The organism is Rhodopseudomonas sp. (genome assembly GCF_048594845.1).
GTDB lineage: Bacteria > Pseudomonadota > Alphaproteobacteria > Rhizobiales > Xanthobacteraceae > Rhodopseudomonas.
The window spans coordinates 1-11,073 of the sequence record NZ_JBMDXE010000158.1; the positions used below are offsets into that span (position 1 = coordinate 1).

Annotated in this window: 10 protein-coding genes; 2 read left to right on the forward strand and 8 right to left on the reverse strand. The window is 67.2% G+C overall.

Annotated features, from left to right (window positions below):
* The 3 genes from ACOJTD_RS09620 to ACOJTD_RS09630 form a co-directional block, all read right to left on the reverse strand.
* A partial coding sequence (locus tag ACOJTD_RS09620; protein ID WP_420132698.1) for a hypothetical protein occupies window positions 1-269 on the reverse strand: 269 nt, incomplete at its 3' end.
* Window positions 266-1,636, reverse strand: a complete 1,371-nt coding sequence (locus ACOJTD_RS09625; RefSeq protein WP_420132699.1) for a C13 family peptidase — start codon at window positions 1,634-1,636, stop codon at window positions 266-268. The genes ACOJTD_RS09620 and ACOJTD_RS09625, both read right to left, overlap by 4 nt.
* Before the next feature lie 331 nt (window positions 1,637-1,967).
* Window positions 1,968-2,840, reverse strand: a complete 873-nt coding sequence (locus ACOJTD_RS09630; protein ID WP_420132700.1) for a YiiX/YebB-like N1pC/P60 family cysteine hydrolase — start codon at window positions 2,838-2,840, stop codon at window positions 1,968-1,970.
* A 306-nt stretch (window positions 2,841-3,146) separates the two neighbouring features.
* Here ACOJTD_RS09630 and ACOJTD_RS09635 point away from each other — a divergent pair, with 306 nt between their 5' ends.
* Entirely contained in the window at window positions 3,147-4,589 is a 1,443-nt protein-coding gene (locus ACOJTD_RS09635) for a flavin monoamine oxidase family protein (RefSeq protein WP_420132701.1), read from the forward strand.
* 299 nt (window positions 4,590-4,888) lie between these two features.
* On the opposite strand, the gene pheT is transcribed toward ACOJTD_RS09635, so the two are convergent.
* The 5 genes from pheT to rpmI form a co-directional block, all read right to left on the reverse strand.
* The gene (gene pheT / locus ACOJTD_RS09640; RefSeq protein ID WP_420132702.1) at window positions 4,889-7,300 is read right to left on the reverse strand and encodes a phenylalanine--tRNA ligase subunit beta; all 2,412 of its coding nucleotides are present in this window, start codon (window positions 7,298-7,300) and stop codon (window positions 4,889-4,891) included.
* A 144-nt stretch (window positions 7,301-7,444) separates the two neighbouring features.
* Window positions 7,445-7,963 carry an endonuclease domain-containing protein gene (locus ACOJTD_RS09645; protein WP_420132703.1) on the reverse strand — a complete coding sequence of 173 codons (519 nt, stop codon included), beginning with the start codon at window positions 7,961-7,963 and terminating at the stop codon, window positions 7,445-7,447.
* A 251-nt stretch (window positions 7,964-8,214) separates the two neighbouring features.
* Window positions 8,215-9,297, reverse strand: a complete 1,083-nt coding sequence (gene pheS / locus ACOJTD_RS09650) for a phenylalanine--tRNA ligase subunit alpha (protein ID WP_420132704.1) — start codon at window positions 9,295-9,297, stop codon at window positions 8,215-8,217.
* A 139-nt stretch (window positions 9,298-9,436) separates the two neighbouring features.
* Window positions 9,437-9,796 carry a 50S ribosomal protein L20 gene (gene rplT, locus ACOJTD_RS09655; RefSeq protein WP_011155609.1) on the reverse strand — a complete coding sequence of 120 codons (360 nt, stop codon included), beginning with the start codon at window positions 9,794-9,796 and terminating at the stop codon, window positions 9,437-9,439.
* A gap of 89 nt (window positions 9,797-9,885) precedes the next feature.
* Window positions 9,886-10,086, reverse strand: coding sequence for a 50S ribosomal protein L35 (rpmI, locus tag ACOJTD_RS09660; protein ID WP_011155610.1), 201 nt, complete (start codon window positions 10,084-10,086; stop codon window positions 9,886-9,888).
* Window positions 10,087-10,440: 354 nt separating this feature from the next.
* On the opposite strand from rpmI, the gene ACOJTD_RS09665 reads away from it, so the two are divergent.
* Window positions 10,441-10,848: a hypothetical protein gene (locus ACOJTD_RS09665; protein ID WP_420132705.1), complete on the forward strand. Its 408-nt coding sequence runs from the start codon at window positions 10,441-10,443 to the stop codon at window positions 10,846-10,848.
* Window positions 10,849-11,073: the final 225 nt, after the last annotated feature.

The following is an 11,073-nucleotide window of genomic DNA, read 5'->3' on the forward strand; positions in this document are numbered from 1 at the left end:
AGCGCCGGCGGAAACAGGGCCGGGCGAATCTCGGTGCCGCCGTCGCGGACCAGCACCGCGAGCGCCTGGTGGCCCCAGTTCTTGTGCGGCTCGAGGTCGATGAAGCCGAGCCACAGGTCGGAATCCGCCGGTCGAAACTCACGGTCGAGGCCGAGCGGATCGCCCGCCGCGTAAGGCTGCGGATCAATCGAGACTTCGGCGGTGCCGCCGCGCTCCGGGGGCACCGCCTGCTTCACGGCCGCGCAGGCGGCCTGATAAGCGAGTCTCAATGCAGGCTCCGCGCCGCGCTGGCGACCGCCGCCCGCGCCTCGGCGATGCCGGCCGGAACGCCGACGTCATGACGGCCCGCCTGCTCGACCAGCGTCGGCAGCAGGCTCTTGACCGTTTCGGGACCCGGATCGGGCAGGATCTCCCACGGCCACAGCTTCACATAGAGCGGCGGCAGATGGATCGTGAAGCCCGGATCCGGCGCCAGCGTCAGCGTCCCGCCGCACATCGCGTTCTGCTTGTATTGCGGATTGTCGTCCGGCCCGCCGCGGGTCTTCGACCAGTCGAACGCGCTCTGCGCCGTGACGTGATTGTTCGCGTCGAGCACCGGCGGCGGCACCAGCACGCCGCCGCTCTCGGTCGCGTTCGCCATCGCGCGAATCCACGACAGCGCGTAGGGATCGAAATTCGGCCCGCCGTCCGACGAGGTGAACGCATCCACCGCGGTGGCGATGCTGGTGCAGGTCGCGGTCGTCTTCTGGATCACCGCGTCGATGAAGCCGCCCGCAAAGCATTGCTCCATCATCACCATCAGGCCCTTGTATTTCGGCAGCGCCGCCAGCGCCGCGCCGAAATCGCTCGGCAGCGTCACCGGCCCCTCATAGGCGCACAGCGTCGAGCTCTTGTTGTTGGGCGTGCGTCCGCCGTGGTTGTTGGTGTGGATCAGCAGCTTGTCGTTAGCGCCGAGTTTCTTGCCGACCGCCGCGATAGCGTCGAGCAGCGCCTGCCGAGTGCCCTTGCCGTCGATCTTGACCTGATAGGGCGTGTTGTCGCCGGGCCAGTTGCCGACAGGGCCGACATGCGGCGTCCAGTCGTTGTTGTTGTAGTTCAGCGTGCCATTGTAGTTCAGCACCGTGATATTGGCCTTCGGCACCTTGTAGGTGTGGACCAGCGTCCGATACAGGAACTCGATGTCGTTGAGGTGCCGGTTATTGGACGCGCCTGCATACAGGATCGCGTACCACTGCGACGGGTTGAAGAAGATCCACGGCGGCAGTTGCGGCAGGTGCAGCACCGGAAAATCGCTGACGATGTGCGGCGGCGTGCCGATATGCACGGACTTGAAGTCGACGCCGAACGCGAAGCTCGGCGGCATCAGCGCGTGGACCTCCTGCAGGACACGGCCGGAACGGGCGTCCTGCATCAGATAGCGGCACTTGTGGCCCCAGTTCTTGGTGGGCTCGTCGTCGATGAAGGTGACGGCGCTGTCCTGCGCGACGACGATGTGATCGTGCTCGGGCGAGAACACCGTGCCGCGCGGAACGATGTTGTGGTGGAGATAGACGTTACTGGCGGGAGTGTCCGCCGTGTGCAAACGCGCCGCGCGCGAAATCAGATTGGCGGCTTCGGTGGAAATTACGTTGGACATGAACTTCCTCCTGGTGATGCGTCGATTGGCACTACGTCATTCAGAACTCCGCTTCCGATCCGCCGAACGGCCGCGATCCTCCGTCCGTTCAATCGCCATTGCAAGGATCAAGACTGGACCCGATTGCTCAGCTTGGATCAGCGTGACGTTGCAAGGCTCGTCCAGCGCATGTACGAGAATGGGACAAACGAACGCGATGCGACGTCAATCGCTCCCTGCGATACCAGCAACGTTGAATTACTTCAGATCCTCGCGCGGCAATGAAAGCCGCGCGATCAGCTGTCCGGCGTTGGGCTGAATGTCGGCGGAGCCGAACGTGAGTAGGTCGCCGCTAGCCGCGCGACGGTTCGATCATCACGCCGGCCTCGGGTATCGGATCGACTTCGCCCGGAACGAGCGACGGCGCAGCGTCCGCCGGCTCCTCGCGCGCGCCGAACGGCCCCGTCTCGGCGAGCGGCTTCTGCTTGTCGGCCCAGTGCAGCGCCGTGTAGTCGAAGCCGCCGACGATGGTCGGCTTCACAACGTCGAAATACGGCGAGATGTCGAAATCGCGCGGCATGTACAGCGAGGAATCGCGGATGTGCAGAATCTCGCGGCGCGCGGCGCGGCTGCCCGCCTTGGTGATCTTCGGCAGGATCGGATAGCGCACCGCGTCGAACGCCTGGGCGATCAGCGCCGAGCAGATGATCTTGGTCGGATCGCCGGAGCCGAGCGCGATCATCCGCCGCCGCCAGCGCTGCGGCACCGGCAGCGGGACCAGATAACGCATCAGGTCGATGATGTTCTTGGTGTCGTAGCCGAAGCCGATGCGGTTGATGGCGTAGCGGCACACGGTGTGGCGGTCCTCGTAGGACAGTCCGACCGGCCGGCAGATCCGGGTGTGATAGGCCAGATGCCGCGACAGCGGCGAGGAGGTGACGCCCTCGCCGATATTGGCTTCGATCAGCACATGCGGCTCGCCGTCCGGCGCCGCCGCGCCGTCGATCGGCCCGACATACAGCGCGGCGTGCGACCAGGTCGACTGCGTCAGATACTTGATGATGCCGGAGATGCGCGCATTGCCTTCGACCAGCAGCACGTCGCCCGGCTGCATGATGGTGCGGAGATGGTCGGGGTCGCTCGGCGTGAACGGCTCGTAGCCCGGCTCTTCCTTCTGCAGATAGCCGGCAAGCATCTTGCCGACGGCATCGAGCACCAAACCCATTGTCCGCTCCGGCCGCGTTCCGATGTCGAAGTCGCCGTGCGATGATTGTCCAGAGCGGTTGCAATTTAGTTCATCGGTTCCGCACCGCACTGACACCTGATTCACCATGCCCCGTTGCCGCGCTGCAGCGATTCCGGCAAGTTGGGCCGTCGCGCGTGTGCGGGGCGCGATGCACCGAGATGGAGACGAACGCATTGGCGGAGTTGACGCACGCGCCCGCTGCGTCGCGGCTGGTCGAAGCCGCCGGGCGCCCGCGTGCGGCGGCGAACGGACCGATGCGGCCGCAAAGGCTTTGGAAACCATGACATGACAATCTCGCGCCGCAGCTTCCTTGCCGGCTCAGCCGGCCTCGCGCTGATCCCGGCGTTCGCCACGCGGGCGCGGGCAGCGCTGCCGCGCGAGGTGGACGTCGTGGTGGTGGGTGCCGGCGCGGCCGGCATCGCGGCGGCGCGGCGCATCGTGGCGGCGGGCCGCAAGGTGCTGGTGGTGGAAGCCGCGGCGCAGCCCGGCGGGCGCTGCCTCACCGATACCGACGGCTTCGCGGCGCCGTTCGATCGCGGCGCGCGCTTCCTGCACAATCCGGACACCAACCCGATCGCCAAGCAGGCGCGCAGCGTCGGCATCGACATCGTCCCGGCGCCGCCGGGCCAGAAAATCAGGATCGGCCGGCGTAACGCGCGGGCGCGCGAGACCGAGGACTATCTGGCGACGCTGGTGCGGGCCAGCCGCGCCATCGACGAGGCCGCGCGCGGCAAGGTCGATGTCTCCTGCGCGGCGGCGCTGCCCAAGGATCTCGGCGACTGGGGCCCGACCATCGACTTCGTGCTCGGCCCCTATGCGAGCGGCACCGATCTCGGCGATCTGTCGGCGATGGACGAGACCCGCGCGCCCGACCGCAACGTGCTGGTCGGCGCCAGGCAGGGACTCGGCACGCTGCTGGCGCGACTCGCCGCGCCACTGCCGCTGGTGACGTCGACGCCGGTCAGCCGCATCGTCTGGAATGGCCGCGACACCGGCGTCGAGACCGCGGCCGGACGGATCAATGCCAAGGCCGTCATCCTCACTGTCTCGACCAACGTGCTGAGTTCGGGCGCCATCAAGTTCACGCCGGAATTGCCGAAGCGTCAGCTCGACGCCGCCGGCAAGCTCAAGCTCGGCAGCACCGACCGCATCGCGCTGCAGTTCAAAGGCAACCCGCTCGGCCTGTCGCGCGACGAACTGCTGATCGAGCAGAGCAGCGGCCCGCGCACCGCCGCGCTCTACGGCAACATCAACGGCTCGTCGCTGTGCACCGTCGATGTCGCCGGCAACTTCGGCCGCGATCTGGCGGCGCAGGGCGACGCCGCCATGCAGGCGTTCGCGCTGGAATGGCTCGGCAAGCTGTTCGGCAGCGAGATCGGCAATGCGGTCGAACGCAAGGCGGTGGCGCGCTGGAACGCCAACCCTTACGTGCTTGGCGCGATGTCGGCCGCAGCGCCCGGCGCGCAGCCGATGCGCCGCGTGCTCGCAGAACCGCTCGGCACGCTGCTGATCGCCGGTGAAGCGACCAGCGAAGACATGTGGGGCACCGTGCAGGGCGCCTGGGACTCCGGCGAGCGCGCCGCCGATGCCGCGTTGAAGCGGCTCGGCCCGGTCAAGGAGCCCGAGGCGGAGAAGCCCGCCCGCAAACAGAAACAGCGCCGCGAACGCCAGCCGCAACGCGAACGCCCGCCGGCCACGGCGAACGGCACGCCGTCGTGGTGGCGATAGCTTCTCCGCGAGTCGTTCCGGGTGCGCTCGGGGCCTAAGCGTGCCATCAGCTCACTGCCCGGGGCGCCCTCACCCCACCCCTCTCCCGCAAGCGGGAGAGGGAGCGCGCTGCCTGCGGGGCGATGCGGTGCATCGATAGTCGACGCCGACTAGCGCTGAGCAGCACAAGCAGCATAGATCGCGAATCGCAAAGTCTGTGAGTAGCAACCTCTCCCCGCGCACGGCGAGCCCCCTCTCCCGCTTGCGGGAGAGGGTTGGGGTGAGGGCGACGCGGGCGCTGAAGTAGTTAGCTAAACGCGTTAGCCGCGCAGCGTGCCGCCGGTCTTCTTCGTCACTTCCGCCACGATCTTGGCACCGACCGCGTCGATCTCCTGGTCGGTCATGGTCTTGTCGCGCGGCTGCAGGGTCACGGCGATCGCCACCGACTTCTTGTCGGGGTCGATGCCCTTGCCCTCATAGACGTCGAACACGCCGACCGAGGTGATCAGCTTCTTGTCGACGCCCTGCGCGGCGCGGACCAGATCGGCGGCCGCCACCTTGCGTTCCACGATGAACGCGAAGTCGCGCGACACCGGATGGAAGGCCGACAGCTCCAGCGCCGGCTTGGCGCGCGTGGGCCGCTGTTTGGCGTCGGGGATCTTGTCGAGGATCACCTCGAACGCCACCACCGGGCCATCGGCGCCGAGCTGCTCGAGCACGCGCGGATGCAGCTCGCCGAAATAACCGAGCACGTTCTGCGGCCCGATCTGGATCGCGCCGGAGCGGCCCGGATGCAGCCAGGCCGGCAGCTTGCCCGTCGCGATCTGCAGCCCGGCCATCGGCGCGCCGGCGGCGGCCAGCACCGCGAACGCATCGGCCTTGGCGTCAAGCGCCGTCGCCGGCGCCGAGCCCGACCAGTGCCGGCCGAGCCCGGCCGACGACGCGACGCCGCGGCGCACGCCGCTCGCAGCCACGAACTGATCCTGCGGCCGGTCGCCCTTGAAGATCTGGCCGACTTCGAACAGCGCCAGATCCGGATAGCCGCGATCCGCATTGGCCTGCGCCGATGCGATCAGCCCGGGCAACAGACTCGGCCGCATGTCGGAGAGGTCGGACGCGATCGGATTGGCCAGCGCCAGCTCCGGCGGACCGCCGCCGAACAATTCGGCCGCTTGCTTGGCGATGAACGACCAGGTCACGGCCTCAGTGAGGCCGCGCGCCGCCAGTGCGCGCTTGGCGCGGCGGGTGCGAGTCTGGATCTGGGTCAGTACCGGCTTGCGCGGCGCGTCGCCGCGTTCGAACGGCGTCATCGGCACCTTGTCGACCCCATAGATGCGGACGATTTCCTCGACGATATCGGCCTTGCCGTGCACGTCGCTGCGCCACGACGGCACCGCGACCTTCACCACCGCGCCCTGCCCGGCCACCATGAAGCCGAGCTGCGTCAGGATGCGGCGCGCCTCGGCGAACGGCACTTCGATGCCGGCCAGCCGCTTCACCTCGGCGAGCGGGAAATCGATGATGCGGTCGTCGCCGAACGCATTGCCGACCACCACGGTTTCGGACGGCGTACCGCCGCAGAATTCCATCACCAGTTTGGTGGCGAGGTCGAGCCCCGGCACCATGAAGGCCGGATCGACGCCGCGCTCAAAGCGATAGCGCGCGTCGGTGTTGATACCGAGCCGGCGGCCCGTCTGCGCGATGTTGATCTCGTTCCACAGCGCGGATTCGATCAGCACGTCGGTGGTGTCGGCCGAACAGCCGGAGAGTTCGCCGCCCATGATGCCGGCGAGCGATTCGACGCCGTGCTCGTCGGCGATGACGCAGACGTTGCTGTCGAGCGTGTAGGTGCGGCCGTCGAGCGCCAGCAGCGTCTCGCCATCCTTGGCGCGGCGCACGACGAGATTGCCCTTCACCTTGGCGGCGTCGAACACGTGCAGCGGCCGCGAGCGATCGAACGTCAGGTAGTTGGTGATATCGACCAGCGCGTTGATCGGCCGCAGGCCAATGGCAGCAAGCCGCTTCTGCAGCCACTCCGGCGACGGGCCGTTCTTGACGCCCTTCACCAGCCGCAGCGCGAAGCCGGGGCACAGCTTGGCGTCTTCGACCGTGACGTTCACAGGGCACGGAAACTCGCCCTTGATCGGCTTGACCGACGGATCCTTGAACTTGCCCATGCCGGCCGCGGCGAGATCGCGCGCGATGCCGGAGACGCCGGCGCAGTCCTGCCGGTTCGGGGTCAGATTGATATCAAGCACCGGATCGCCGAGCCCGGCCCAGTCCGCATAGGCGGCGCCGATCGGCGCGTCGGCCGGCAGCTCGATGATGCCGTCGTGATCGTCGGAGATTTCCAGTTCGGCGGCCGAGCACAGCATGCCGCGGCTCTCGACGCCGCGGATGTTGCCGACGCCGAGCGTGATGTTCTTGCCCGGAATATACGTCCCCGGCGGCGAGAACACGGTGACGAGGCCGGCCCGCGCATTCGGCGCCCCGCACACCACCTGCACCGGCGCGCCGCCATCGCCGGCATCGACGCTGCAGACCTGCAGCTTGTCGGCGTTGGGATGCTTCTCGGCGCTCAGCACCTTGGCGATGGTGAACGGCGCCAACGCCTTCGCCTTGTCCTCGATGCCCTCGACTTCGAGCCCGATCATGGTGAGCTTGTCGGCGAGCGCATCCAGCGGCTCGTCGGTGTCGAGATGATCTTTCAGCCAGGAGAGGGTGAGTTTCATGGGTTGTTACTTCCGTCTGGCCGCGCGGTGCGCGCGTCGTGCTGAATAGTCGAAGCCGTGCCCGCGTCGCCCTCACCCCACCCCTCTCCCGCAAGCGGGAGAGGGAGCCGGCCGTGCCGTATGGAGAGGCTGCGGATCATGTCGTTAGTCCGAATCGGTCGGCTTCGTGATTTGCGTCGTATCGGCTCGTGCAGGCCGGTGCTTCGCATTGGTCTGTGCAGGCCGTGGCTTCCCCGCACGCTCGGCGCGCTCCCTCTCCCGCTTGCGGGAGAGGGTTGGGGTGAGGGCCCTTGCCGCAAGCTCGGCCGCAATGCTCTGCAGCACGCCCTCACGATTACCCATCACCTCGGCATTGCTGAAGCGGATCACCCGAAACCCGCGCGCCTCGATCGCCGCCGTCCGCGCCGTATCGGCGCGCTCACCGCCGTCCGAAAAATGCTGGCCGCCATCGAGTTCGACCACCAGCTTTTTCGCGTGGCAGGCGAAGTCGGCGATATACGGTCCGATCGGCACCTGACGCTTGAACGAGAAGCCGTCGAGCTGCTTGTCGCGCAGCGCCGCCCACATCAGCCGCTCGGCATCCGTCGATTTCTTACGCAGCTCGCGCGCATGGCGGCGCTGGCCCGGCGACACATTCCAAGTTGGTTGCTTCGGATCGTCCATGGCGATCTCCGTGCCCGTGGCGCCTTCACCCCAACCCTCTCCCGCACGCGGGAGAGGGGGCGCGCTGTGCTCTCTTGAGAGTCCGAGACTAACAGGCTCGCCGGAGTGATCGGTGGTAAGTAAAAGCCGTTCCGCCGAGCCGGAGCCGGTCTCCCTCTCCCGCTTGCGGGAGAGGGGTGGGGTGAGGGCGACGCTTGTCGCAGCCTCAACGTACAGCCCGACAAACGCGCCTGCGCCTGATCGGACTAAGCTCACGAACTCAGTCCACCCGCCAGCGTCGGAACGTCCAGCGGCTTGAAGCCGTAGTGGCTCAGCCACCGTGCGTCGGCTTCGAACAGCTGCCGCAAATCGCTCATGCCGTATTTCAGCATGGCGATGCGGTCGATGCCCATGCCCCAGGCGAAGCCTTGGTACACGTCGGGATCGAGGCCGCAGGCGGTGAGCACGTTGGGGTGCACCATGCCGCAACCGAGAATCTCGAGCCAGTCCTCGCCCTCGCCGAAGCGGATCTCGTCCTTGCCGCGGCGGCACTGGATGTCGACTTCCAGCGACGGCTCGGTGAACGGGAAGAACGACGGCCGGAACCGCATATTGACGTTGTCGACCTCGAAGAACGCCTTGCAGAACTCGTGCAGGATCCACTTCAGGTGGCCGAGATGGCTGCCCTTGTCGATCACCAGGCCTTCGACCTGATGAAACATCGGCGTGTGGGTCTGGTCGCTATCGCTGCGATAGGTGCGCCCCGGACAGATCACGCGGATCGGCGGCTTCTGGCTCAGCATGGTGCGGACCTGCACCGGCGAAGTATGCGTGCGCAGCAACAGGCGCGAGCCGTCTTCCTTCGGGTTGAAGTAGAAGGTGTCGTGCATCTCGCGGGCCGGATGGCCCTCGGGGAAGTTCAGCTTGGTGAAGTTGTAGTCGTCGGTCTCGATGTCCGGACCTTCGGCGACCGCAAAGCCCATGTCGGCGAAGATCGTGGTGACTTCGTCCCAGACCTGGCTGAGCGGATGGATGCGGCCGGCCTCGGCCAGCGGCTCGCGCAGCGGCAGCGTGACGTCGATGGTTTCGGCCGCGAGCCGCGCATCGAGCGCGGCGGCCTTGAGCACGTCGCGCCGCGCGGTCAGCGCCGCGTTGATGGCGTCCTTGGCGAGATTGATCGCGGCGCCTTCGGTCTTGCGCTGCTCGGGGTCCATCTTGCCGAGCGTGGCCAACAGCGCCGAGACGGAGCCCTTCTTGCCGAGCGCGCCGACGCGCACTGCCTCGAGCGCGGCTTCATCCGACGCCGCCGCGATATCGGCGAGGATTTGGGATTGCAGGTCTTGAAGGTTGGACATCGCGAAGCCGTCCCCAAATGCAGTCATGCCCGGGCTTGACCCGGGCATCCATCACTTCAGGAAGATGGATCGCCGGGTCAAGCCCGGCGATGAAGGTCAACCTAGTGGCACGTCAGGCCGCGAGCGCGGCCTTGACGCATTAGGCCGCGAGTGCGGCTTTGGCCTTCTCGGCGATCGCCTGGAACGCCGCCGGCTCGTTGATCGCGAGATCCGACAGCACCTTGCGGTCGACGACGATGCCGGACTTCGACAGGCCGTTGATGAACACGCTGTAGGTCATGCCGAACGGACGCACCGCGGCGTTGAGGCGCTGGATCCACAGCGCGCGGAACGTCCGCTTCTTGCGCTTGCGATCGCGGAACGCGTACTGGCCGGCCTTGTCGACCGCGGCCTTGGCGGTGCGGATCGTATTCTTGCGACGACCGCGATAACCCTTGGCGAGCTTGTAGACCTTCTTATGCTTGGCGTGAGCCGTCACACCGCGTTTGACGCGAGCCATGACTGATCTCCTTCATCTGAATGGGTTTGCTTGGCCGCGCGGACGCGGCCCGATGATGAGGTTGCCGCGCGCTTGCGCGGCCAGAACGGTCAGGCGTTCGGCAAGAAATACTTCTTGATGTTGTCGCCGTCGGTCTTGAAGATCGCGCGGGTGCCGCGAAGCTGACGGATCTGCTTCTTGGTGCGCTTGATCATGCCGTGGCGCTTGCCGCGCTGGGCGGACATCACCTTGCCGGTAGCGGTAACTTTGAAGCGCTTTTTGGCGCCCGATTTGGTCTTCAACTTGGGCATTTGGCTCTCCTCAGGCCACGCGCAAATAGCGCCCGAAGGCGCTGCGGCGGCGAATATGCTCGCTAGAGCGTTGAAATTGCAGAACTTACCTCAATCGAGACAGTCCCGCAGGGCTCACCGCCACGGCAGCCCTTGATCAGCCGGGCGATGAAGGCTGGGCTTATGACAGAGCAAAGCCGAATTGGCAACGCTTAACGGCGGCTTCGCGGGCCCTGGCCGGCGCAGCGATCGGCTGGCACAGCGAACCCGCTGCGCCCTCGCGCCGTCGTATCATCGTTAGACACTTCCATAAGGATTCGCGCCGAGGCTGGGGCGCATTGCCGCCGTCCGGCGACCCGACATTTGGAGACCCCGATGACTTTCCCCGCTGATCCGCCCCTTGCCGGCTCCCGCGGCCTCGCCCGGTCCAGCCTGCTCGCCGCTGTCCTGCTGACCGCGCTGGCGCCCGTCGCCGAGGCCGCGCCGCGGCGAGCCGCCAATTTCGACGGCACCTGGAACGTGGTGTTCGCCACCCGGGCCGGCAATTGCAGCCCGACCTACAACGCGCCGTTTCTGGTGCAGGGCCGTCGCGTCGCCTCGGCCGGCGGCGGCAAGGTGACCGGCGGCATCACCGGCGGCGGGAACGTCGCGGTGCGGATCTCGGTCGGTGCCTCGGTCGCCACCGGCCGCGGCCGCCTCGCCGGCAACACCGGCTCCGGCTACTGGAGCGGCCTGATCCAGGGCGACCGCTGCCACGGCGTCTGGCAGGCGACGCGGGGCTAGCGATTCTTTTTCAGCGGCCGGCGCTTCGCCCGCGTCGCCCTCACCCCACCCCTCCCCCGCAAGCGGGAGAGGGAGCGCGCTGTGCTGGCGGGAAAAGCATCCCCTCACCCCGACCGCTGCAGGGCCCCCTCCCTCGCTTGCGGGGGAGGGTTGGGGTGAGGGAGCCCCAAGCACCGCCTCTCGAACAGATGCCCCAAAGAAATAAACGCCCTAAACGAAAATGGC

Bases quoted from the DNA above. Each gene is read 5' to 3' on its own strand.
- ACOJTD_RS09645 (WP_420132703.1), bottom strand. From the start codon at position 7,963: ATGGACGATCCGAAGCAACCAACTTGGAATGTGTCGCCGGGCCAGCGC.
- rplT (WP_011155609.1), bottom strand. From the start codon at position 9,796: ATGGCTCGCGTCAAACGCGGTGTGACGGCTCACGCCAAGCATAAGAAG.
- pheT (WP_420132702.1), bottom strand. From the start codon at position 7,300: ATGAAACTCACCCTCTCCTGGCTGAAAGATCATCTCGACACCGACGAG.
- ACOJTD_RS09635 (WP_420132701.1), top strand. From the start codon at position 3,147: ATGACAATCTCGCGCCGCAGCTTCCTTGCCGGCTCAGCCGGCCTCGCG.
- ACOJTD_RS09630 (WP_420132700.1), bottom strand. From the start codon at position 2,840: ATGGGTTTGGTGCTCGATGCCGTCGGCAAGATGCTTGCCGGCTATCTG.
- rpmI (WP_011155610.1), bottom strand. From the start codon at position 10,086: ATGCCCAAGTTGAAGACCAAATCGGGCGCCAAAAAGCGCTTCAAAGTT.
- ACOJTD_RS09665 (WP_420132705.1), top strand. From the start codon at position 10,441: ATGACTTTCCCCGCTGATCCGCCCCTTGCCGGCTCCCGCGGCCTCGCC.
- ACOJTD_RS09625 (WP_420132699.1), bottom strand. From the start codon at position 1,636: ATGTCCAACGTAATTTCCACCGAAGCCGCCAATCTGATTTCGCGCGCG.
- pheS (WP_420132704.1), bottom strand. From the start codon at position 9,297: ATGTCCAACCTTCAAGACCTGCAATCCCAAATCCTCGCCGATATCGCG.